This is a genomic window from Serratia sp. 4542 (genome assembly GCF_016805595.1).
GTDB lineage: Bacteria > Pseudomonadota > Gammaproteobacteria > Enterobacterales > Enterobacteriaceae > Serratia > Serratia nevei.
Map to the genome: position 1 here is coordinate 148769 of NZ_RXKV01000016.1, position 23773 is coordinate 172541.

The 23773-nt window shown below is 59.4% G+C and carries 21 protein-coding genes, 1 tRNA gene and 1 pseudogene; 5 read left to right on the forward strand and 18 right to left on the reverse strand.

Features of this window, described 5'->3' with window-relative positions:
- Window positions 1–42: 42 nt before the first annotated feature.
- Window positions 43–507: a MarR family winged helix-turn-helix transcriptional regulator gene (locus EKL15_RS22025; protein ID WP_100396593.1), complete on the reverse strand. Its 465-nt coding sequence runs from the start codon at window positions 505–507 to the stop codon at window positions 43–45.
- A gap of 97 nt (window positions 508–604) precedes the next feature.
- Between EKL15_RS22025 and EKL15_RS22030 the strand changes: the two genes are divergently transcribed.
- Window positions 605–1204, forward strand: coding sequence for an HD domain-containing protein (locus EKL15_RS22030; RefSeq protein ID WP_049274352.1), 600 nt, complete (start codon window positions 605–607; stop codon window positions 1202–1204).
- On the opposite strand, the gene EKL15_RS22035 is transcribed toward EKL15_RS22030, so the two are convergent.
- The 4 genes from EKL15_RS22035 to EKL15_RS22050 all read right to left on the reverse strand — a co-directional run bounded on the left by EKL15_RS22035 (window position 1205) and on the right by EKL15_RS22050 (window position 7026).
- The gene (locus tag EKL15_RS22035; protein ID WP_369803993.1) at window positions 1205–2575 is read right to left on the reverse strand and encodes a carbohydrate porin; all 1371 of its coding nucleotides are present in this window, start codon (window positions 2573–2575) and stop codon (window positions 1205–1207) included.
- Window positions 2576–2726: 151 nt separating this feature from the next.
- Window positions 2727–4130 carry a glycoside hydrolase family 1 protein gene (locus EKL15_RS22040; protein WP_203090388.1) on the reverse strand — a complete coding sequence of 468 codons (1404 nt, stop codon included), beginning with the start codon at window positions 4128–4130 and terminating at the stop codon, window positions 2727–2729.
- Window positions 4131–4144: 14 nt separating this feature from the next.
- Window positions 4145–6007, reverse strand: a complete 1863-nt coding sequence (gene bglF, locus EKL15_RS22045; RefSeq protein WP_060424259.1) for a PTS beta-glucoside transporter subunit IIABC — start codon at window positions 6005–6007, stop codon at window positions 4145–4147.
- A gap of 260 nt (window positions 6008–6267) precedes the next feature.
- A complete protein-coding gene (locus EKL15_RS22050) occupies window positions 6268–7026 on the reverse strand; it encodes an SDR family NAD(P)-dependent oxidoreductase (protein ID WP_100396595.1) in 759 nt (252 codons plus the stop codon).
- A 114-nt stretch (window positions 7027–7140) separates the two neighbouring features.
- On the opposite strand from EKL15_RS22050, the gene EKL15_RS22055 reads away from it, so the two are divergent.
- Together EKL15_RS22055 and EKL15_RS22060 are read left to right on the forward strand one after the other, a co-directional pair.
- A complete protein-coding gene (locus EKL15_RS22055) occupies window positions 7141–8004 on the forward strand; it encodes a LysR family transcriptional regulator (RefSeq protein ID WP_102985093.1) in 864 nt (287 codons plus the stop codon).
- Between the two features lie 93 nt (window positions 8005–8097).
- On the forward strand, window positions 8098–8847 hold the full coding sequence (locus EKL15_RS22060) for an NAD(P)-dependent oxidoreductase (RefSeq protein WP_203090419.1): 750 nt from the start codon (window positions 8098–8100) through the stop codon (window positions 8845–8847).
- Window positions 8848–8898: 51 nt separating this feature from the next.
- Here the strand turns inward: EKL15_RS22060 and EKL15_RS22065 are convergent, their stop codons facing one another.
- The 8 genes from EKL15_RS22065 to EKL15_RS22100 form a co-directional block, all read right to left on the reverse strand.
- Window positions 8899–9135 carry a DUF4282 domain-containing protein gene (locus EKL15_RS22065; protein WP_019452598.1) on the reverse strand — a complete coding sequence of 79 codons (237 nt, stop codon included), beginning with the start codon at window positions 9133–9135 and terminating at the stop codon, window positions 8899–8901.
- 192 nt (window positions 9136–9327) lie between these two features.
- Window positions 9328–10494, reverse strand: coding sequence for an MFS transporter (locus EKL15_RS22070; RefSeq protein ID WP_039568202.1), 1167 nt, complete (start codon window positions 10492–10494; stop codon window positions 9328–9330).
- 176 nt (window positions 10495–10670) lie between these two features.
- Complete coding sequence (locus EKL15_RS22075; protein ID WP_060441232.1) at window positions 10671–11183, reverse strand: DUF962 domain-containing protein; 513 nt, start codon at window positions 11181–11183, stop codon at window positions 10671–10673.
- A gap of 71 nt (window positions 11184–11254) precedes the next feature.
- A complete protein-coding gene (locus EKL15_RS22080) occupies window positions 11255–11698 on the reverse strand; it encodes a universal stress protein (RefSeq protein WP_203090390.1) in 444 nt (147 codons plus the stop codon).
- A 21-nt stretch (window positions 11699–11719) separates the two neighbouring features.
- Window positions 11720–12493 carry a siderophore-interacting protein gene (locus EKL15_RS22085; protein WP_060423466.1) on the reverse strand — a complete coding sequence of 258 codons (774 nt, stop codon included), beginning with the start codon at window positions 12491–12493 and terminating at the stop codon, window positions 11720–11722.
- Window positions 12474–13919, reverse strand: coding sequence for an efflux transporter outer membrane subunit (locus EKL15_RS22090; RefSeq protein ID WP_100396599.1), 1446 nt, complete (start codon window positions 13917–13919; stop codon window positions 12474–12476). The genes EKL15_RS22085 and EKL15_RS22090 overlap by 20 nt, the downstream gene beginning before the upstream one ends.
- A complete protein-coding gene (locus EKL15_RS22095; protein ID WP_100396600.1) occupies window positions 13916–14959 on the reverse strand; it encodes an HlyD family secretion protein in 1044 nt (347 codons plus the stop codon). Before EKL15_RS22095 ends, EKL15_RS22090 begins: the two co-directional genes overlap by 4 nt.
- A 41-nt stretch (window positions 14960–15000) precedes the next feature.
- The gene (locus EKL15_RS22100; protein ID WP_100396601.1) at window positions 15001–16536 is read right to left on the reverse strand and encodes an MFS transporter; all 1536 of its coding nucleotides are present in this window, start codon (window positions 16534–16536) and stop codon (window positions 15001–15003) included.
- 140 nt (window positions 16537–16676) lie between these two features.
- Between EKL15_RS22100 and EKL15_RS22105 the strand changes: the two genes are divergently transcribed.
- Window positions 16677–17579, forward strand: coding sequence for a LysR family transcriptional regulator (locus EKL15_RS22105; RefSeq protein WP_100396625.1), 903 nt, complete (start codon window positions 16677–16679; stop codon window positions 17577–17579).
- A 227-nt stretch (window positions 17580–17806) separates the two neighbouring features.
- Window positions 17807–18166 carry a TonB family protein gene (locus EKL15_RS22110; protein WP_052133472.1) on the forward strand — a complete coding sequence of 120 codons (360 nt, stop codon included), beginning with the start codon at window positions 17807–17809 and terminating at the stop codon, window positions 18164–18166.
- Window positions 18167–18978: 812 nt separating this feature from the next.
- Here the strand turns inward: EKL15_RS22110 and EKL15_RS22115 are convergent.
- The 5 genes and pseudogenes from EKL15_RS22115 to EKL15_RS22135 form a co-directional block, all read right to left on the reverse strand.
- Window positions 18979–19251, reverse strand: a complete 273-nt coding sequence (locus EKL15_RS22115) for a colicin immunity domain-containing protein (protein ID WP_072270057.1) — start codon at window positions 19249–19251, stop codon at window positions 18979–18981.
- Between the two features lie 32 nt (window positions 19252–19283).
- Entirely contained in the window at window positions 19284–20744 is a 1461-nt protein-coding gene (locus tag EKL15_RS22120; protein ID WP_238423753.1) for an S-type pyocin domain-containing protein, read from the reverse strand.
- A gap of 1009 nt (window positions 20745–21753) precedes the next feature.
- A pseudogene (locus EKL15_RS22125) lies at window positions 21754–22056 on the reverse strand (hydroxyacid dehydrogenase); the annotation flags it as partial.
- 167 nt (window positions 22057–22223) lie between these two features.
- Window positions 22224–22318 (reverse strand) — tRNA-Sec (locus EKL15_RS22130).
- 97 nt (window positions 22319–22415) lie between these two features.
- Window positions 22416–23759: an esterase-like activity of phytase family protein gene (locus tag EKL15_RS22135; protein ID WP_049274344.1), complete on the reverse strand. Its 1344-nt coding sequence runs from the start codon at window positions 23757–23759 to the stop codon at window positions 22416–22418.
- Between the last annotated feature and the right edge of the window lie 14 nt (window positions 23760–23773).

The window sequence follows — 23773 nt, forward strand, 5'->3', positions numbered from 1 at the left end:
GTGTAGACCACCCGCGCCGTTCTTGCGTTCGGCGGCGGCAGGTCAAATCTGGTCGATCAGGCTGCCGCGCAGTTTTTCCAACTGCTGTTTGAGCGAGACGATCTCGTCCAGGCTGCAGTCGGTGGCGCACATCACCGCCTCGGGCACCGATTGCGCCCGCTCGCGCAGCGCGCGGCCGGCTTCAGTGAGCGCGATGATCACCTGCCGTTCGTCGGTGGTGGCGCGATAACGCACCAGCAAACCGGCGGTTTCCAACCGCTTCAGCAGCGGCGTCAGCGTGGCGGAATCGAGGAACAGACGCTCACCGATATCCGATACCGTCACCCGATCCCGCTCCCACAGCACCATCATCACCAGATATTGCGGGTAGGTGAGTTCGAGCTGACTCAGCAGCTTGCGATAGACTTTGTGCAGCGCCAGGTTGGCGGAGTACAGCGCGAAACAGAGCTGCTGATCGAGCTGCAGCAGGTTCTTCGCCTTGGGTTGATCGGTCTCGGTGCTTTTCATGTGTGTGAATATAGATAGCGCACGATGTAATCGCAAGCTATTTCTTGTGAGGTATGCTACATTTTTTTCATGCAGAGGATGCTCGGAGGGAAAGGAAATGACGAACACGCTTGCAGAACGCGCGCGCCGCTACGCCACCAAGGCGCATGCGGCCATCGATCAGCGCCGCAAATACACCGACGATCCGTACATCGTCCACCCGCAGGCGGTGATGGAGCTGGTGCGCAGCGTACCGCACACCGAAGAGATGCTGGCGGCCGCCTGGCTGCATGATACGGTAGAAGACACGCCCACCACCCTCGGCGACATCGACAGCCATTTCGGGCCGAAGGTGGCAGAGCTGGTGCGGATGTTAACCAACGTCAGCCACGCCGAGGACGGCAACCGCTTTGAACGCAAAAACCGCGATCGGCGCCACAGCGCCGGCGCATCGCCGCAGGCCAAAACCATCAAGCTGGCGGATCTTATCGACAACACCCGCTCGCTGCTGGACTACGACAGCCACTTCGCCCAGACCTACCTGATCGAGAAACAGCGCCTGCTGGAGGTGCTGACCGAAGGCGACCCGACGCTGTGGCGCCAGGCCAGCCATATCGTTGAACAGGGGCTGCTCAGGTTGCAGCAGCCGCCGCACAACGTGCCGGCCAGCTGGTTCGAGCACGCCCGCCGGCGCTACCGCGAGAGCGACGCGGCCTGATCAGAAGGTCACCACCGTTTTCAACGCCGTCACCCAGGCGTCCTGCGTCTCGCTGACGCCCGCCGGGTGATGCCAGTACTGCAGGCCCGGCTGCAGCTGCAGCCACGGCGTGACGTTAACCCGGTAATACAGCTCCGCCGTCACCGAGTGGCCCGGCACCGGCCGGTAGTTCGGATCGTGATAATCGCTGATGCCGCTCATCTGGTTGAGATAACGCTGATTGTCTTTGTAGCGGTCGCTCAGCTTCACCACCGAGACACCGAGCCCCAGCCAGTCGTCCGGCCGCGCATCGAACAGCCCGCGGTAACGGATGCCGGTCGAGGTAGACCAGTGCAGGTAGTTGCTGCGCTGATCTCCCAGCCCCAGGCTGTAAAACACGCTCAGACCGCGGTTGACGTCATCCGCATGGCGCGTCACCTGCTGGTTGAAACCGGTATACAGGAACCAGGTGCGATCGTGGCTGCGATAGCCCTGCGGATCGCTGGCACCCGGCCCACCGGACACCCCTTCATAAAGATCGCTCTGGCGCGCGTTGGTGAACAGCACGCCCAGGTTATACACCCCCGGCAGCTGGTTGACGGCGTGGGTTTTCAGCTCCAGCTCCATCGGCAACAGGAAGCCTTTGCTGCCCTTGGTGGACCAGCTCCAGGCGTGGCTGCGGCTGGGGGCGCTCGGGTTCTGCTCCATCACGCCGCCCTTGAGCGTCAGGCCGTCGGTCAGCTTGTATTGCAGCGTGGTGCCCCAGTAATGCACGTTCCAGTTATACCAGGTCAACGAGTTGGCGGACTTACCGCCGCACAGCGTCAGCGTCTGAAAATCGCAGGGAATGATCTGATCGAAATCCTGCACCTTGTTCATCATGCCGATGCGCCACTGCAGCCGGCGATCGAGGAAGGAACGGCTGAAGGTCAACCAACCCAGCCGGGTAATCGACTGCCCGCCAAAGCTCTCCTGCGACAGATCGGTCAGGCCGACGCGCGGATCCTGCAAGCGATCGCGGGTCAGGTTGTTGTCATGGTTGCGGTTGACGATATTGCCTTCGATCGCCGCGTCCGGAATGCCGGTCAGCGCCTGCAAATCCTGGCTGAAGGTCAACGAGAACTGGTCGATGTACGACGCCTGTTTGTCGTGGTTGTAACCGCCGCCGGCGTTATACGACAGCTGGCTGAGGTAGCCGAGGTTATAGTGGAAGCCGTGATCCTCCAGGATCGGCCTGATCCCCAGCATATCCCCCAACAGCCCGGGCTGTGGCGGCTCAAAGCCGAGCGCTACCCCTTCCCATTTGGCGGTGGGGGCTTCGACGTCCTTGCCGGTTTGCAGCGTTTCCGCCTGCGCCTGGCTACAGAGCAGCGCCAGCGCCGCCAGGGTCATGGAACGAGGTAATAAGCTTTTCATCATTATTATATTTCTCCGCATAACGGCTGACTGCGGGCAACAGCATTCCCTGGGAGAGAATTTCCCATCATGAACAGCAGCGAATAACGTTAGGTTAACGCCCGGCGCTTGCCGCCGGGCTTAGAGGCTAGCGCCGGTCTTTCAGGCTGGCGCCGTTGCTGTGGATCACATCGCGATACCAGTAGAAACTCTTCTTGCGGCGGCGCTCGAGGCTGCCGTTGCCGGCATCGTCCCTGTCGACGTGAATGAAGCCGTAGCGCTTCGACATTTCCGCCTTCGAGGCGCTGACCAGATCGATCGGCCCCCAGCTGGTGTAGCCCATCACCTCGACGCCGTCGTCGATCGCTTCCGCCACCTGCACCAGATGGTCATTAAGGTAGTTGATGCGGTAGTCGTCGTGGATGCTGCCGTCGGCCTCGACGCGATCTTTGGCGCCCAGCCCGTTCTCGACGATGAACAGCGGCTTCTGATAGCGGTCGTACAGCACGTTGAGCAGGTAGCGCAGCCCGATCGGGTCGATTTGCCACCCCCACTCCGAGCTGGCCAGGTGCGGGTTCGGCACCATATCGAGAATGTTGCCGCGCGCCGTCTCGTACTGCGCCGGGTCGGCGGTGACGCAGCCACTCATGTAATAGCTGAACGAGATGAAATCGATGGTTTCGCGCAGCGTTTGCCGATCTTCCTCGGTGATCGCCACCTGAATGCCGTTTTCACGGAAGAAGCGCTGTATATAGGCCGGGTAATAGCCGCGCGCCTGCACGTCGCCGAAGAACAGCCAGTCGCGGTTTTGCCGCTGGGTTTCCAGCAGATCTTCCGGCTTGCAGCTCAGCGGATACAGAATGCCGCCCAGCAGCATGTTGCCGATTTTGCCCTCCGGCACGATCTCGTGGCAGGCCTTCACCGCTCTGGCGCTGGCCACCAGCTGATGGTGGATCGCCTGATAGATGGCGCTTTTGTCGCTCTCCTGCGGCAGGCCGACGCCGGTGAAGGGCGCGTGCAGCGACATGTTGATCTCGTTGAAGGTCAGCCAGTGTTTGACCTTGTGCTTGTAGCGTTCGAACACGGTGCGCGCATAGCGCTCGAAGAAATCGATGGTGCGCCGATCGCCCCAGCCGCCGTAGTGCTTCACCAGGCCGTAAGGCATCTCATAGTGCGACAGCGTGATCAGCGGCTGAATGCCGTACTTCGCCATCTCGTCGAACAGCCGATCGTAAAACGCCAGCCCGGCTTCGTTCGGCGTCTCTTCGTCGCCCTGCGGGAAAATGCGCGTCCAGGCGATCGAGGTGCGCAGACACTTAAAGCCCATTTCGGCGAACAGCGCGATGTCCTCCGGATAACGGTGATAGAAATCGATCGCCACATCCTTGATGCCGCTGTCGCCCGCCGTGCGCGGCGTAATGGCGCCGAAGATGCCCTGCGGCTGCAGATCGGAGGTCGACAGCCCCTTGCCGTCGGCCTGATATGCGCCTTCTACCTGGTTCGCCGCTACCGCGCCGCCCCACAGAAAATGTTGCGGAAACTTGCCGTTCATCGCTTGCTCCTCAATTAACGTAATAAAGTCAGCAGCGGCGCCTGTTCCTGCACCGGAGACAGGCCGCTGGTCAACACGTCCACGTAGTCATCGCTGTTGCTGATGATGATCGGCGTGGTGGTGTCATAGCCGGCGGCATGGATCGCCGCCTGGTCGAACTCGATCAGCAAATCGCCCGGGGCGACCCGCTCACCTTCCCGCACGTGGGCGGTGAAATGCGCCCCGTCCAGCTTCACGGTATCGATGCCGACGTGGATGAGAATCTCCGCGCCGTCGTCCGATTCGATGCCGATGGCGTGTTTGGTTTTGAACAGCGACGCCACGCTGCCGCTCACCGGCGCCACCACGCGCCCCTGCTGCGGCGCGATCGCCACCCCTTTCCCCAGCAGGCCACTGGCGAAGGTTGCGTCGTTCACCTGATCCAGCGGCACGATGTCGCCGGCGATCGGGCTGAGGATGGCCTGCTTACGGTTAAGCGGCGCGGCGGCTTCAGGCTGCGCCGCGTCTTCCGCCGGCGCAACGCCGAACAGGTAGCTGGCCAGCGCGGCAAACACGAACGACAGCAGGGTGCCGCCGATCGCGCCCCATACCGTGGCGTCGATGCCGCCGCCGGGGATAATCTGCGCGAAGGTGAATACGCTCACCAGGCCGAACGAGTAGACCGAGGTATGGAAGTAGCCGATCACCGCACCGCCCAGCGCGCCGCCGATGCAGCCGAAGATGAACGGGCGTTTGTTCGGCAGCGTAACGCCGTACACCGCCGGTTCGGTGATGCCGAAAATCCCGGCGCCAATGGCCGAAGCGGACAGCGCCCGCAGCTTGGCGTCGCGGGTGCGCAGCATCACGCCCAGCGTGGCGCCGACCTGCCCCATTACCGCCGGCAGCAGCAGCGGCACCATGGTGTCGCGCCCCAGCACGCTCAGGTTATTGATCATCAACGGCACCAATCCCCAATGCAGACCGAAGATCACGCACACCTGCCACATCGCCCCCATAAAGGCACCGGCGATGATCGGGTTAAAGGCGTAAATGCTCTGATAGCCGTTGGCCAGCAGGTGGCTGAGCCAGGTCGCCGCCGGGCCGATCAGCAGGAAGGTCAACGGCACGGTGATCGCCAGGCACAGCAGCGGCGTGATGAAATTGCGCAGCGCGCTGTGGATCACCCGGTTAAACAGCGGCTCCAGGCGGCAGGATACCCAGGCCGCGAAAATGATCGGGATCACCGACGAACTGTAGTTGATGAAGGTCAGCGGAATGCCGAAGAAGTATTCGCGCACCGCCCCCGGCTGCTGCGCCGCTTCGAACGCCGCCATCATCAGCGGATGCGTCAACGCGCCGCCGATCGCCATGGTGACGAAGGGGTTGCCGCCAAATTTTTTCCCGGCGGTGTAGCCGAGCATGATCGGGAAGAAGTAGAACAGCGAGTCGCTGGCGGCGAACAGCATTTTGAAGGTGCCGCCGCTCTCCAGCAGCCAGCCGCAGGCCAGGCTCAGCGCCAGGAAGCCTTTCAGGATCCCCGAAGCGGCCATCACCCCGAGCAGCGGGGTAAAAATACCGGACACCAGATCGATAAAGCGGCTGAGCAGGTTGTCTTTTTTGCCGCCCGCGTCGTCGCTCGGCGCGCCCTCGGCCAACCCGCCAACGCGGTTAACCGCGTCGAACACCTCCGCCACGTGGTTGCCCACCACCACCTGGAACTGGCCGCCGCTCTCCACCACCATGATGACGCCGGGGTTTTTCTTCAGCGCTGCCGCGTTGGCGCGAGTGTCGTCACGCAGCTTGAAACGCAGGCGGGTGGCGCAGTGCACCAGGCTTTTCACATTGTCGCGGCCACCGACGCCGGCCAAAATCTCACTGGCTAATGTGTCATATTTCATACGGTTATCCTTAGACTTCGCGTTCTGCCGCTTCCCTCCCCGCACTGGCCTGGCGCTGAGGCGGAATTCGGCGCAAAAAAAAACCTAAACCTCGCGGCCTCTGCCCCATCGGGGAACAGAAACGCAAGGTTTAGGTTTTGCCTGCCGTAGCAGTAACAACCCTAAATCGGTTGAGTTATGACGTTAACACCGCAGATTTTGCCGAGGCAAGCCTTTGCGCCGGCAAATTGCCGAACTGTGATCGCGGGGGCAAAACGGCCTCAATGCGCGAAATAATGCATGCCGCCATCTACCGGGATCACCGCGCCGGTGATATATCGCGCGAGCGGGGAGCAAAGAAACGCCGCCAGATAGGCCATGTCTTCCGGTTCGCCGAAGTAGCCGATCGGGATATGTTGCGCAATGAACGCCTGGCGCGCTTCATCGCAAGCGTATAAGCGCTCACGGATCTGTTCACTGTTGATACGTCCGGGTTGCAGCGTATTGACGGTAATCCCCTGAGCAGCCACGTCGCTGGCCAATCCTTTGGCCCACAGATGCAATGCGCCCTTGGCGGCGCTGGCGGCGCTCAGGCTGCGCGGCTCCATCGATCCGCTGATGTTGATCACCCGGCCCCAGCCTTGCGCCTGCATGGCCGGCAACAGCGCCTGAGTCAATCTGCGGGCCGGCGTGAAGTTCAAAGCGAAAGCGTCATCCCAGCTGCGATCGCTGTCGTTCAGCGTCGTGGGGTGAAACGCGCCTACCGCGTTGATCAGGATATCAACTGTCCCCACCTGGCGCAGCGCCTGCGCCGCCAAACGGGCTATCGCCTCAGGGTCGGTCACGTCTGCAACGATCACCTGCGGACGCACCGCCCCTTGCCGTTCCACCTCACCCGCCAAGGCCTGCAGCCGGTCACCGCGTCGTGCGGTGGCCACTACCTTGACCCCTTGAGCGGCCAATACCCTGACCATGCCGGCACCGATCCCTTCACTGGCGCCCGTGACCAATGCCGTGCGTTGCTGCAGTTGCAAATTCATAAGAAACCCTAATTGAATAATTCAATTTAAAAGGAAACGTTCACACATTGAATCACGCCGTTATTCGTGTGAATATTCCCGAAAACCGCATCATTAATGTGCAGGAATTCACCGATGTTTGACTGGCAGGATTTAAAACACTTCGTGGCGCTGGCGCGCACCGGTTCGTTGTCGGCGGCAGCGCGGGAGCTGGGTTGCGATCACGCCACCGTCGGGCGACGCGTAGCGGCACTGGAACAGGCGCTCGGCCTGCGTTTGATCGTACGACTGCCGCGCAGCACGCCCTTGACCCAGGACGGGCAGGCGATTGCCGGGCTGGCGGCGGAGATCGAGGCGCAAAGCCAGGCGATTGCCCGCCATGCGCGCAGCGCCGTCGCAACGCCACAGGCCGGCGTGCGCATCAGTGCGCCGCCGTCGATCGCCGCGCATATTCTCGCGCCGCGCATTGCCGCATTTAACCAGGCTTTTCCACAGATCGTCGTCACGCTGTCGGGTGAATCGGCGCTCGCCGAGCTGGATCGCGGCGAAGCCGACATCGCCGTGCGCATGGTGCGCCCGCAGCAACCGGAACTGCTGACGCAGCGCATCGGCATGATGCGCTACGCGCTGTATGCTACACCGGAGCACGCCGCACTGCCCGACACGGCGCGCCGCTTTCTCGCCTATGACCATCACTACCAACAGCAGCCGCATCAGCAATGGCTGCAACAGCTGTTGCAGGGGCGTCCGGTGGTCTTTCAGGCCAGCGATCTGTTTTCACTGCAACAAGCGGCGCGTTCAGGGCTGGGTGCCGCCGTTTTGCCGACTTTCGTCGCCGATGGCGATCCGGATCTGGTCCCGTTGCCCACGGCCAATGCCGCGCCAACGCGCGAGCTTTGGCTGGTGACGTATCCCGATTTGGCGCGCACCGCTGCCGTGCGCGCGGTGATGAATTTCCTGGTCGAAACGCTCGGCAAAACGTGCCCATTACCGGCATAAAGCATCAGAATGACTAATATAAATACTGGACAAAAGTCACACGGGGGATTATTACTGGTCAACACTTAATCGAGAGTAGGGATGGCAGTCATCATGGTGTTGCGTACTGATGTAGGACGGATTCTGATCACCGGCGCCGGCGGCCGGGTAGCCACGGCGTTTCGTCAGGCAATGGGCGATCGCTACGCGCTGCGCCTGGCGGAACGCGACATCAGTCTGCTGAACGATCTGCAACCCGGCGACGAAGTCATCAGCTTCAACATCGCCGATCTCGACGCCTGCCGCGCGGCCTGCGCCAATATCGACACCGTGTTGCACCTGGCGGCCGATCCCTCCCCCGACGCCGACTTCTGCGGTTCGTTGATGGACAACAACATTCTCGGCACCTTCAATATCTTCCGCGCGGCGAAAGACGCCGGCTGCCGCCGGGTGGTGTTCGCCAGCAGCGCGCAGGCGGTGGAAGGCTATCCGCTCGACTATCAAATCTGCCCGGACGACGCGCCGAAACCGAAGAACCTGTACGGCGCCAGCAAAGCCTTCGGCGAAGGCATCGCCGCCTACTTCGCCCATCAGGAAGGGCTTTCTGCCCTGTCGGTGCGCATCGCCAACTTCACTACCCTCAGCCCAGGCGATCGGCTCAGCGCCCGCGACATGAGCGCGTTTCTCAGCCATCGCGACGCCGCCGATCTGCTAGAGCGCTGCATTCGTGTCGAAGGGGTGCAATATGCGGTGGTGCACGGGGTTTCCAATAACCGCTACACGCGTTTATCGCTGGAAGAGACCCGTCGCCTGTTGGGTTACGCCCCGCAGGACGATGCGTTCAGCCTGCTCGGCTTCGAATAGCCTGGGCGGAAAGGGAAACAACGCCGGGAGGAACCCGGCGTTGGGACAGCATTACGGTTTTTCGGCGATCTTGCGCAGATATTCGTTATTTTTAAACGCAATGATGATCATCTCGAACGCCACGCGCACGAACACGCCGCCGACGATGATGCCGAACAGGCCACGGAAGAACTCGCCGTAGAACATCATGCCGATGCCGCTGATCAACACGCCCAACAGCGCCAGCCAGTAAACGGCGGTGATGATTTTTGGCGTCAGCATCGCGTCGAAGAAGAAGATATTTCTCATGTGGATCTTTCCTTAGGCAGGTCTTTCATTATCCCAGAGGTGCCGTGCAAGCGGCCACCATGTATATACATGGTTAATGATAGCGGCTAAGAGTTGATGCCGAACAGATAAATGGGGGCGGGAGAGGATAAGCGTTTATGTTTTATGCGGCTAACGGCGTGCGGCGGATAAAAAACCGCCGCACGCTGTCGCTTAGCCGTTGGCGTAAACGACTTTTGCCGCGGTGCGGCTGGTGAACAACACCAACAGCAGCGCCAGCCCGGCGATAATCGCCCCCATCACCGGCACGAAGCTGTAGCCCAGACCGGCGGAGACCACCGCGCCACCGGCGGCGGCGCCCAGCGCGTTGCCCAGGTTGAAAGCGCCGATGTTGACCGAAGACGACAGCCCCGGTGCTTCGCTGGCCACGCGCATCACGCGCATCTGCAGCGGCGGCACCACGGCAAAGGTCGCCGCGCCCCAAATCACCATGCTCACCGCGGCGCCGATGTCACTGCGCGCCAGCAGCGGGATCAGCAGCATGATGGCCACCAACAGCAGCAGGAAGCCCTTCAGCGTCGCGCTCTCGGAACGGTCGGCGAACTTGCCGCCGAGGTAGTTGCCGATCGAGAAACCGACGCCGATCAGCACCAGCATCACCGTCACGAACAGCGGCGTCGCCTCGGTGATGTGCTGCAATACCGGCGAAATGTAGGTATAGAGCGTGAACATCGCGCCCGCCCCCAGCACGGTCGTCAGCAGCGCGGTCAGCACCTGCGGCCGCACCAGCACCGACAGCTCGCGTTTCACGTCAGGGCGCGCGCCGGCGCTGCCTTTCGGCAACGAGAACCACAGCCCCAGCATGGCGATCACGCCCAGCCCGGCCGTCGCCAAGAACGACATGCGCCAGCCGATGGTTTCACCCAGCCAGGTCGCGGCGGGCACCCCGCCGATATTGGCGATGGTCAGCCCCATAAACATCGTCGCCACGGCGCTGGCCTGTTTCTCTTTCGGCACCACGCTGGCGGCCACCACCGATCCGAGGCCAAAGAAGGCGCCGTGGTTCAGGCTGGTGATGATGCGCGACAGCATCAGGGTGGTGTAATCCGGCGCGATGGCCGACAGCACGTTGCCCAGGGTAAAGATCGCCATCAGGAAAATCAGCGCGCTTCTGCGCGCCCGGTGCGACAGCAGCAGCGTCATCAGCGGCGCGCCGACCATCACGCCGACGGCGTAGGCGCTGATCAACATGCCGGCCATCGGAATGGAGACGTCCACCCCTTTGGCAATAGTCGGCAGCAAGCCCATGGGAGAGAATTCGGTGGTGCCGATGCCGAACGCCCCCACCGCCAGCGCTAACAAGGGATAATTCACTTTCATGCAACAACTCCGGTTTACCGCTGCCGAAGCGCGGGAACAGTTAAGATGCCGAAAGTATGACATTGATCACAACAAAGATAAGCAGGCGGGAGGCTAAAAGACTTTTGCAAATTTGTTAAAAGTGCGGCGGGAGGGGGCGGACATCAGCGTCCGTCACCGTAGGAATCAAGCCCACCTCATGCCCTCCCGCTACGCACTTTGCCCGAGCGCATTTCGATGTTCCGCTGCAGTTCGCGCAGCCCGCCGGCCAGGAAGCAGGCTTCCGCCAGCACGAACAGCGGGCCGATGATAAGGCCCGTCACATCGTCCATAAACGCCGGTTTTCTCCCCTCCCAGAAATGCCCGACAAACTGAAACAGCCAGCCGATGACGAAGCCGCCGATACCGATGCTCAGCCACGCCGCCGTCGACAGCGACGCCACCCAGGCGCCGAACCCGAGGCACAGCAGCAGCAACGCCAGCATCATGGCGCCAAGGCGCAGATTTAGCCTCAGGTAATAGAGGGCCGCGACGATCACCACCGCGCAGGCCGGCGAAAACGGCAGCCCTCCCGCGCCCCACGCCGGCCGGGAGAGCAGCGCCAGCAGGCTGACGACGATCAGCGGGATGCCGATAAAATGCGTGGCAATATTGCGCGCATCGCGGTGATAGGCGGCATAAGCGGCAAGTTGATCTTCCAGACTTCGCATGTTGACCTCCGGTATGCACGGCCTTCGTCGCCGAACGCGCGCCGCCGCATGCGGCTGCCCTTACCCATAGCTTAGCGCGGGATCACCAAGACCGGTTGGCCAATCTCATCCAGCAGGCCGCACGTGACGGAGGCGTTCAGCCAGCGCCCCAACGAAGACAGGTGGCGGTGCGAGATGATCAGCAAATCGCAGTTGAACAAAGCCATCTGGTCCGGGATCACCTCGATGGGCGCCCCCGCAGCCAGCAGGCCCTGGGCGTTGAAGCCCATCTGTTTCAACGCCCGCGTCACCTGCCCGACCTGCTTTTCCGCCAGCGCCTCTTCGCGCTGGGCGGCGGGATATTCTTCGCGCTCGTCGCTGTCGAAGCGCAGGCCGCTGCGGCTGAGCGTGAAGGCATTGTCGACCACCGTCAGTACGATCACGCCGCCGATGCTGCCTTGCAGACGCGCCATAAAATCCAGCGCGTTGCCGCTGTGTTCAAAGCAGTCCACCGCCAATAACACTCTCTCAATCATAACCATCCTCATTCGCCCGAGTTACATCGCGCCCTTGAAATTAGCTTCGCCCTTTTTCCAATAACCTTTGGCAAACAAGGCGGCGCGGGAGATGCCCATTTCGTTGATAAAACGCGCCTTCAGATACGCGGCGACCTGGTGTTCGCAGGCCAGCCACACCTGCCCTTCCCCGGCCGGCAGTTCGCAGTGGCTGACGGCCTGCACCAGCGGGCTGTTCATCACGCTGTCGAAATGCCGGGTGCGTATTTGCCAGCTGTTCATCTGCAAAAAGGAGCAATCGACATCCTGAATCTCCTGCGCATCGCCCACTTCGGCGAACCACAGCACCGGCAGCGGGGTAGACAGCGAGGCGAGGATAGTGCGCATGGCGGGCAGCGCGGTCTCATCGCCCAGCAACAGTAGCCAGCGAGTTTGCGGCAACAGCCGGAAGCCGCCGGAGCAAGGGCCGGCGAACCCCAGCTTGTCGCCCGGCATCGCGTCGCGCGCCCAGTTCGACGCTGGGCCTTCGCCGTGCAGCACCATATCGATATCGAAGGTGCGGGCGAGTTTGTCGATGCCGCTCAGGGTATAGGCCCGCCCGGCCAGCGTGTCGCGCCACGGGAAGAACACCTTGATCCAACTGGCCGGCTCCTGCGCGCGCGGGTCGGCGATAAACTTATCCACATCGTCGCCGCTCAACGTGATGCGGCGGATCCGGGCGGTGACTTGCCGCACGGCGCTCACCCTAGCCTCGCGTTTACGGCGGGTATCCCTTTCCAGCATCTCGTCGACAATCTTATTCAGCGTGTTGTGCATCAGCCTTCTCCTGTGGCGCCGCAGACGGGTAGGTGTGTTCCCAGCCGCCGCCCAGCGCTCGATAGATATTCACCACGGCGATCGCCGTCTCCTCCTGTGAAACAATTTGCGCGGACTGCAGATCCAGCAGCGCGCGCTGCGTGCTCAGAACGTGGATAAAATCGCTGGCGCCGTTCAGATAGCTGTCGCGCGCCAGCGCAAACGCGTGTCGGTTGGCGGCCAGCGCCTCGGCCAGATGCGTCTGGCGGCGCTGCTGGGCGCGGTAACCGGAAAGCGCGTCGTCGATCTCATGCCAAGCGCGCAGCACCGTTTGCTGGTAGGCGATGGCCATTTCCTGCTGCCGGTATTCGCTCAGGCGCACCCGCTGGGTGATTTTCCCCCCGTCGAACAGCGGCAGATACAGGGCGGGGCCGATGGCGAAGGTATGCGTGGACCAGCTGCCCATATCCGCCAGCGCCAATGCTTGGTAGCCCGCGTTGCCGGTCAGCGTGATGCGCGGATAGTAGTCGGCGGTGGCGACGCCAATCTCGGCGGTCGCCTGATGCAAACGCTCCGCCGCTTCGCGAATATCCGGCCGGCGCAATGCCAGATCCGACGGCACACCCATCGGCACCGCGCGCACCAGCGCCGGCAGCGGCCCCGTCGGCGACAACATCGCTTTCAGCGCGCCCGGCCGCTCGCCCAACAGCAGGCTGATGGCGTTGTTCAAGCGTTCCTGTCGATCGAACAGCGTCGGCAGCAGGGCATCTACCTGCGCCAACTGCACCTGCGCCTGATCGATATCCAGTTCGTTGCCCGCACCGCTTTGATAACGGCTTTGCGTCAGCTGCAGCGTGCGCAGCGCCGTGGCGCGGTTTTCCTGCGCCACCGCCAGCTGCTGCTGCGTGGCGCGCAGACGCAGATAGTCGCTCGCCACCTCCGCCGTCACCGACGTCAGCAGCGCGCGCCGATTCTCCTGCGAAGCGGCGAAGCCGGCGCGCGCGCTTTCCGATGCGCGACGCAGCTTGCCCCACATGTCCAACTCCCAGGTGGCGCTGAATCCGCCGCGCCAGAGGTTATAATCCGCCTCTCCGCCGTTGCCGGACGGATCCATGCTGCCCACCGAGGTGGCGCGCTGGCGCTGATAGGCGCCGTCCAGGCTCAGATCCGGCATCAGCGCCGCCTCGGTCACGCCCAGCAGTGCGCGGCTTTGCTGCATGCGCGCCGTGGCGAGCTGCAGATCCAGGTTGCCGGCCGCCGCGCGCTGCACCAGTTGCGTCAGCGACGCATCGTTGAATATCGACCACCAGGCCACCGGCAGCGCCCCGCCGCCGGCCTGCTCACCCCAGCTCTCGGGCAGCGCGTTTTGCGGCCGAGCGTAGTCCGGCCCTACCGCCCGGCAGCCGCTCAGCGCAATCAACAGCAGCGGGATCACGGCCCTGTTCATTGCACGCCTCCGTCCAGCGTATTGATGCTGACGTCTGCGGACATGCCGACGCGCAGGGCGCTCAGCAAGGCGGCATGCTCTTTATTGATATCGAACACAATCTTCACCGGGATGCGCTGAACGATCTTGGTGAAGTTGCCGGTGGCGTTCTCCGGCGCCACGGCCGCGAAGCTGACGCCGGAAGCCGGCGCAATGCTGTCCACCTGCCCTTTCAGCGTTTGGCCGGGAAAGGTATCGATATGGATGTCTACCGACTGCCCGTGCGCAATGTTTTCCAGCTGGGTTTCCTGGTAGTTGGCGATGATGTACAGCTTGTCCTGCGGCACGATGGCCAGCAGCGCATCGCCCGGTTTGACGAACTCCCCGACCCGCAGGCTTTTCTTGCCGACCACGCCGCCGATCGGCGCGGTGATGCGGGTATAAGACAGGTTCAGTTCAGCCATCGCTTTCTTCGCCTGCGCCAACATCAGCTCGGCATCGCTGTCCGCCAGCTTGGCTTGTAGCACCTGCTCCATGTTTCGCGCCGCTTTGAGCGTCGCCTCCGCCTGCGCCACATTGGCGGAAAGCGTGTGCACCCGCGTTGTCGCCTGCTGCGCCGCCTGCTGCGAACCCGCGCCGCTGCTGGCCATTCTCTGGTAGCGGTTCTGCTCCTGGCGTGCAAACGCCAGCTCCGCCTGCGCCGCCTGCCGCTCCGCCAGCGCGGCGGCGATCAGCGCGCTCTGGCGGGTGAGGTTAGCCCTAGCGTCGTCCTGCCGGGCGCGGGCCGATTGCTCCTGCGCCGTCGCCTGCGCTAGGGCAACGTTGAATTCACGCGGGTCGATCACCGCCAGCAACTCCCCCTGTTTGACCCACTGATTGTCCCTGACCAACACCTGCGCAATTTCACCGGCAATCTGCGGAGAAATACGCGAGATATCGGCGCGAATATAGGCGTCGTTGGTATTCTGCTGTGTCTCTTTAATAAGGAATTTATTGATTAATAATCCCAGCGTAATGACGGTAACCGCCAATACGGCGACGGCGACTTTCTTGTTAGCCATAAAAGTGACTCCACTTAATATTTATTTCTGATGATAAAATGTCAGGCGGCGACCGAACGCGGCGGATAAATACGGGTCGGCATAAATAAAATCAGCGCGGTCAGTAATAACGCCAGGCCGGCAACCAACAGATAAAGATCGGCGCTGGCCAGCACGTGGCCCTGCCGGGCGGCAAGCTGCGCCAACTGCTCCGCCGACCCCGATGCGCGGCTGTAGGCCGAGCCAAAACCGTCGGCGATCGTGCCGGCGTGATAGTCCCCGCGCTGCCGGCTGAGCAGCGCGATGGCGCCGCCGGCTGCGGTGGCGGCGAAACCCTTCACCGCGTTGAACCAGGCCGCCGCAAACGGCCCGTCGGTCGGCAACAGCCCACCGGTCGCCTGCATCAGCAACGGGATGATCGCCATCGGTTGAGCGACCGCCTGCAACAGCGCGATAACGCGAAACGTGTCGCCGTTCCATTCCGGCGTCAGCTGAGCCGCCAGCACGCAGGCGGTGGCCATCAACAGCAGGCTGATCGCCAGCACCCAGCGGCAATCCACCCGCGGCGTATTGCATATCATGGCAACAATCGGCAGCGTAATTAATTGCGGCAACGCCACCCACAGCATTAAGTCGGAAGTTTGTTCCTGACGATAGCCCTGAATCGCGGCTAAATATCCCGACGTGATATTGACCAGCGACACCATAATTAACAGCACGCCACCCAGCGTAATTAAGGAGAAGGACAAATTCCTTTTGCTTAATAGCTGCAAATTGAAAAAAGGCAGCGGGTGATACCATTCGTTAATCAGAAATAACGCCAATAATCCGCCGCCACCCAATAATAAAACGTAGATCAGCGGCGAGTTCAGCCAGTCGAGGCGCTCCCCCTGTGAAATGCCCACCGTCAGCATGCCGAGCGCCACGCCGCCGAGCAGCAGGCCGCGCCAGTTGAACTGCCGCAGGCGCTCCAGCCGCAGCGGATCCTGCGGCAGACCGTAGCCGATACACACCGCAGCGATCGCCATCAGCGGCAGGTTCCAGTAGAAGTACCCGCTCCAACCCCAGTGAAAGGCGAAGGCGGCGGCGGTGGCGCCCAGCGTGGCGCTCCAGGCGGAGACCCAGCCGTAGGCACCCAGCCCCAGCACCTTGATCAGCGGCGGCATAAAACGCAGCACCACCGTCATCAGCATCGGCGGCAACGCGCCGCCGGCGAAGCCCTGCAGGCTGCGCACCGCCAGCAGCACGCCATACTGTTCTCCCAGCCAGGGCGTCAGCAGCCCACCGGCCAGGTAAATGCCGCACATCGTCAACGCCACCCGGCGCAGCGAAAAGGTCGGCCAAAAACAGGGCGTGAACCCGGAACCGATCACAAAGCCGGTGACGTAACAGGTGGTCAGCCAACTGCCGGCATCGAAGCTCAGCAGCATGCCGCCCTGTATATCCGCCAGCGCGAACTTGCTGGCGTTTTCCCCCACGCCGCTGGCCATCACCGCCAAAAACACGCCGAACAGCCCCAGCCAGGTGCGGCCGTTGATTTCGCCGGCGCTGGCGAGCCATCGATTTTTGTGGTGCGGCGTAACAGACACCTCAACCATTCCCCACTCCTGCTGTTTCAGCCTCAATCTTTGTTGTCGTGGGCAGTATCCGGGCTTATTTCGATTGTTTAAAATGAAATGATGTAATTAACTAGTTGCACAAAACGCAATCCATTGAGCGCACCACCACCGGAGAGGCCATGCCGCAAAAAATTGATTTCAACCTGATCTATGCGCTGAATCTGCTGCTGGAAGAAGGCAGCGTGAGCGGCGCCGCCGAGAAGATGAATCTGAGCGCCCCGGCGATGAGCCGCATTCTGGGGCGCATCCGCCGGCAGTTCGACGATCCGATCATGGTCAGGGCCGGCAAGCATCTGGTGCCGACGCCGCGCGCGCTGGAGTTGAAACGCCAGCTCGGCGATATCATCGAACAGGCCGCCGCGCTGATCGCGCCGAGTGAATCCTTCGAGCCCGGCAAGCTGACCCGAACCTTCACCATTCGCGCCAACGACATTTTTATCGGCGCGCTGGCGGGCGGCTTGCTGGAGACGCTGCGGGACATGGCGCCGTTAAGCGGCCTGAAGTTTATCGCCGAAAGCGACGGCGAAGATGACGCGCTGCGCAGCGGCAAGGTGGATCTGGTGATCGGTTCCTCACGCGACTGGCACCCGGAAATTAAGACGCAGAGCCTGTTCACCAGCACCTTTCAGGCGCTGGTGCGCCCTGGTCACCCGATCATCGGCCAGGTAACGCCCGAAACCCTGACCCATTACCCGCATATCAGCGTTTCTCGCCGCGGGCGCACGCAGGGGCCGATCGACGACGCGCTGCGCGATCTTGGCCTGCAGCGCAACGTCGCCCTGACCCTGCCGGGCTTCCATTCGGCGATGATGCTAACCATGAAATCAGACTTTATCCTGCCGCTACCGCGCCACGTGCTGCAGGGAGTAAGCAACATCCACCTGCCGTTGGCTGAGATCGAGCTGCCGCTCGAGCTGGAATCGGTGTTTATCGTGCAGGCCTGGCATCCGCGCCTGGATCGCGATCCGGCGCACCGCTGGCTGCGGCAGACCATCAAGCAGTTCTTTTTGCAAAGGGAGTGAGGGGTTAGGTGTTGGGGAGAGAAGACGCTCGCGGCAGAACCCAAATACGCCTGCCAGATAAGCCGGTAATATGGCATTTTGCCGAAGCCCTGCGCATACTCGGTATATTCGATGAAAGCATTAATTATTCAATTAGTTAAAAAATCAGTATCTTGAGTTCCGCTCTATTAGGAGGAGCTCACGGTCTTACATTGTATTTGCTATCTTTTTAACCAATGGATTATGACATGAAAAAACATACGTTTGTCGCCCTCCTGCTACTGTGTTTGACGCCTGCGCTGGCGCTCGGTGCCGCACCGTCCCCCAAAGCTCTCATTAAAACGGCTCCCGTTTACCCTGAACAGGCCCTGTTGAAAAACACCAATGGCATCGTCAAGGTGAAATATGATATCGAGCACGACGGCACGGTCAGCCATGTGCGTATTATGCAGGCGAAACCCGCCGGGATCTTTGACGAGCCGGTGCTGACTGCCATGAAAAGCTGGCGCTTTGAACGCGGTCAGCCAGTGAAGGATCGTGAATTTACTTTTAACTTCACCACCAAACCGCACAACTCAGTCTATGGCAATGGGGTTCCGTTTCGCTGATCGTACGCTAAATTTTCTCTACCCACACAAGCCGTGCTCTCACAAAAGGAAGGAAGCAAATTACCCCTACCGGACATCACAGGAGTCGCATTTGATAGCCAATTCATTTGAATTTACTCAGTTTTATCAAGTTAGATTTTGAACCATGCCCCCTATTATGCCCCCAAATGATTTTACTTGTGGGGTTTAAGGGTCAGTTTGGATATCGAAAATTATTGTACGTTAAGCTCATATTTTGACCGTTCGATTTTAGCTAATTGAAGGCGTGATAAATCCCCTGTTAGGTTTCAGCCCTCTATCTTGTCGGTATTCCTCACCTTATGACGACAACTTCTTCGGTTTCAAAGGCGCTTGAGGCTTATGAAGAGAAACCAACAATGGCAATGTAACAATTTTTTAATATGCACATTTAATGCTATCTGTTGTCATGTCGGCGAGTTTATTCAGGGGTTTGAGGGCCAATGGAACGAGATTGTACGTTAGCGAAGTAACTATCTGATATATAAAAATAATAGGCATAGAAAAATGCCCTTAAAATGGTGTCTTTTTAATCGAAAATTGGCATTTAACGGACAGCTTTGTCTGCTAATCGATTTTTCAGACGTTCATTTTTAGCTTGCCGCACGTTTTCGTACGGTTGCCCCTCAAACCCCAAGGACATCTGAGGCCGTTAAAAGCGGCGTCAAAGGCAGAAAATATCTTAACGTGAGTTTTCGTTCCACTGAGCGTCAGGCCCCGTCTCCCCCCATCGAATTGCATGCATAAAAAACGCCACCCGTTCGGATGGCGCAAAGAACATATTCAAAGAATTCTCAGATGAATTTAAATTTTCTCAATGTTACTTCAGCTTCTTTTTTCAGCGTTTTTTCATCAATTTCAATTGATGAACGATCAGGATCTGATGTGTACCGCTCAGCCAGATCAAAAATTTCGTATAAACACCCACTAATCTCCTTGCTATCCTTTGCCAGTACCCCTGAATTACCCTCATCTCGCCATAACTTAAAAAAGCGAGATTCAAAATCTTCAGGTGAAACCTTGGATGACACTAAATCTTTCGTCAAATCAATTAATTTAATACTCATTTCAAACTCCCCGTTTTAATGTAAACCTCATATTACGGTGTTCCCACAGTTAAATGCCACCCAGATATAAAGTCACCATTTTCCTTCAAAATAACGACGTTATTTGTTTTTGGATTAAAGAATACTTTTGATCCTTTTTCATGAAGGTAAGTCCCTTTCTCCACAGTTCCTTTATCCGCCAAATGCGCCTCAATAGCATCCCTGAACTTAGTCAACGTTTCACGATTTTTCTTCGTGTCACTAACCCCAAAATCACTAGCATGTTTGAGATATTTTCTATCCAATTGTTTACGTGTAAATCGTCCAGAATCAAGCGGATCACTCAGCACCACATACACCGGCTCTACACCTGTTCCGGCCGCGTCCGGACGCCAGTAGATAAAATCCTGTAGTCCGTTGTGGTCTGCGACCGGCGTCGTGGTCACCGTGATGGTGTCCATCGGTTTCACTTCCGTGCCAGTATGGACGGGGGTCACTGGGACCGGAGGCGGTGGTGTGCCGGTATTTGACGGCGCTGAGGGCGGCTGAGCCGGGTTAATCAGGATGGTCCGCGCAGGGACGCCTGCACCGGCAATTGCCGGAACGGTAATACGGTCCAGACCTGTTTTCGGATCACGCACCCCCGTCAGCACCTGCACCGCCGCCGGAATACCGCCGTTACCGGTTTTCAGCAGCTGCAGCGCCAGTTGCCCATTGCTCTTCACCAGACTCCCACGCGCCGGCATATTCACGGTTTTCATCCCGGCCTCTATCGCCTTCGCATCCGCCAGAGCCCGCGCCGGAAACGCAAACAGCGCAGGAGCGTCGCGCCCTGGAACTTGATCACTACCCTGACCAGCAGGTTTTGAATGGAACCAAAGAGTCGCCATCGATGCCTTAAGAAGCCCCGGACTGACCGCCGGAACGGACAGTTTGGACAGCGCATTACTGAACCAGTTGGTAATACTGCCTGCCACATTACCGGCAGCTGTCCACACTCCGGCTCCAGCCAACGCTATCTGCGCCGTCCCCGGCGTCTGATTCAGCACCATAGCGCCCGGCGCTTTGAGCGCCTTATTCGCTTCTGCTACCATCGCCGGTGTATACACGGGAGCGGGTTTCACCCCGGCTTTGTCGAACAAAGCCTTACGGGCTTCCTCGGCCTTACGGGCTTCCTCGGCCTTGCGGGCTTCCTCGGCCTTGCGGGCTTCCTCGGCCTTTCGGGCTTCCTCGGCCTTTCGGGCTTCCTCGGCCTTTCGGGCTTCTGCTTCGGCTTTCGCTCTTGCCTGCGCGTCCAGTTCCCGTTGCAACCCTTCGTTACGTTGCCCGCTGAATACATGGAGAAGTGGCGCAAACTGCTGCATGTATATTCTTTTTGCGTTCGCACCATCGCCTCGACGACAGGCATCCAGCAATTCACGATAATGCTTGTCGTTTTTTATATATGGGCAATTTTTCTTTCCGCAGATAAAACAAATATTATTGGCCAGACATTCTTTGACTTTTTCATCCAACCCAGGGATCGGAATTGCAGTGACTGTCAGGGTCTCCTCTCCATTTTCCCAACTCCAAGATCCGTTTTACCAATATAATCCGGGTTCAGGTGCCACCCCGTTATTATAATTATACGGATCGTATTTAACTTCCCATTTATGCTCCATAAAATCTCCTTTTTGATATCTGTCATTTTGCACACAAACACTGTGTTTATATATAGTGTTTGATGCTAAACCCTCCTCTCAAACCCGTCAATCAAATGATAATCATTCTCATATGTGCTAAGCGTGACACAAAAAAGCAGCCGCCTGCGACAGCTGTCACACTGACAAATGTGGGTTAATCCCGGCTGCGCGTCCGTTCCCACTCCAGCTTCTGCAACCAGTCATACTCCCGGAGGATATTCTGAAGGGAGAGTAGAGAGCATTAAATTTCAGCTTAAACAATTAATTATCTACTTAACGTACGTTTTCGTTCCATTGGCCCTCAAACCCCATTCACCCCAAACCTCCTCTCTGTTTTGTTTGATATACAGCACAACAACCAGCTGGGTTAATGGCATGTAAACTCCTTTAACTCTCGCTAAAAACAGGATGTGCATACAGTGTTTGTATGCGATTTCAACAGGAGATGAGTTATTAGTGGTGGTGATGGTAAAGACAGCCGCGGTCCTGGCGGTGGGGTGAATGGTGGGCCGACGGAGTTGGGTGGAGGTGTGGATGCATCCGATCACTCTGGCTGGAGCTCGGAGAATAACCCATGGGGAGGTAAGAATAAGGACACTGGCGGGCATACTGGTGGTGGCAACAATGGTGGGGACAGGGATCCCGGGAGCAACGTTAACCTGAGTCTGTTTCCGGAAGCACAAGCGTCTGTCGCGGTGGGGGCACAATTCAATCTTTCGTTGATCGACGGTGCGTGGAGATTCAGTCTGCTGAAATCCCAAACGGTGCAATCGTTTATCACGAAATCAATAGCCAAACAAAGTGAAAACACTCGGTATCCCTACGGTTGGAACACTGTGGCGCGGTAGCCAACAGCGAGTATTAACGGCAGACTAAGATATTGAACTTTATAGTTTTTCCCGTCGCTGGCAGTTGTTCGGTAAAACCGAACAACTGAATTTTCGACCCGTTCACCTTCTGCAAAGATATGCTTTATGTGTTCGCTGATAGTCGCTTTAGCTTTGCCGTACAGTTCGCAGATCATTGTCTGGGATAGCCACAGAGTATCGCTTTCAAAGCGGCATTCAACGCGCACCTTTCCATCACCGCTGGCAAACATGACAAATTCACCTGCCGGGGATTGGGCTAAATGTTTCTCTGTCATGCCGCCTCCGCTTTAATCTAACTTACCGTGCAATAATGTCCTTGTATGTCAGAGAAACCCATCGAAGCTCATTACCCGAATAACGGTTGTTTCCCCAAAAAATTCCTGGAAGCTGATTCGCTCGGATATTATTTCGTTGAATTCAAGAAAGTGTGGAAACAGTAAGGTGGCGGAAGATCACAGGAGTCGAACCTGCCCAGGACCGCTGGCGGCCCCAACCGGATTTGAAGTCCGGCCGCCCCACCGGGGACGAGGATCTTCCTTGGAGAAGAGGGAAGCAAGGCGCTGATTATAGCGCAGTTCGTTCGCTGCGCTAAGCGGGAAATGGCGGCCGCCGGCGATTCGGCGGCCAGGGGGAGCTACTTCAGGAAATCCTTCACGTCCAGCAGGATGAACTCGTTGTCATCCGCCATATTGGGCTGGCGGCTGGAGGAGAACGGGAAGTTGTTGTCGTTGCCGACGATGATGTGGTTGGCGTCCACCACGTCCACGTTCTCGATGGTGAAGAACGGGAAGGTCAGCACGCCGTCGTTCAGCGGCTTGCGCGCCAGCTTGTTCGGATCCTGAATGTTCATCAGGTCGATATAGCCCAGTTTTTCGACCGGTTTGCCGACGTTAGCGTCCGAGAAGGCGATTTTATACACCCGCTTGAACTTGGCTACCTGGCTGAAGCAGTTGTCGGTCGGCGCACCGGCGGCGCAGGCTTTGTCCGGCGTGCCTTCGCCGTTGTCGCGCTCGATCACCAGCCCGTGGGTGGCGTCGATCATGTTGAAGTCGCCGATGGCGTTCTGGTTGTCTTCCAGCACGTACTGCCAGCTGCGGCCGGTCCAGGCCTGCTGTTTCACGTCGAACTCCAGCACCCGCAGGTAGCGTTTGCCGCCGACGTTCTCGAACTGCTCACCGTCCCACAGCGCCCCCTCCAGCAGCGGGTACAGCTTGCTGCCGTCCGGCGAGGCGGCCATGCCTTCAAAGCCTTTGGAGCGCGCCACCTGGAAGTTCTGCTTGCCGTCCGGCGCGCCCGGCAGGGTCAGCGTCGGGTTGTCCGGCGATTTCACTACCTTGCCGTCCACCAGGGTGTCGAACACCGCCAGCACTTTGCCGTTCAGGTCGGCCTTGATCAGGTAAGGGCCGAATTCTTCACCGATCCACAAGGCATCGTCGGCAAACTGGAAGCTTTCCGGATCGAAATCGCTGCCGGTCAGATAACGCTTCTCGGTGCTCTCGTTGATGATGTGGAACGGCACCTTTTTATCCGGATCGTGCAGGAAAACCGTCTTCAGCGGCGCGACCGTGCCGTCTTTAAAATCGATCTTGTAGTGATTGAGGTACAGCATGGCGTCCGGCGAATTGGCCTTACTGCCGAAGCCGTTGTCGGTCAGCACCCAGTAGGTGCCGTCGGGCATGTGTTTGATGCCGGAGTGGCCCTGCAGCGGCTGACCGTCGATCGGCAGGCCGAGGCCGGTCAGGCGATCGGCGGATTTGCCCGCCACGCTGCCCAGCTCGGTGACGCGTTTGCCGCTGGTGTACTTGCCGCTCTGCTGCAGATCGCTCGGCGCATCCTTCGGTGTGGAAACGGCGGATTTCACCGGCAGCAGCGCATGCCCGGCCAGCGTCGCCTGCACCGGCTGCGCGTCGGCCCACAGGTTGGCGCTCAGCGCCATGCAGCCGACCAGCAGCGCCAGCCGGGTTTTGGTGTTGTGCATGTCATGGTCCCTTT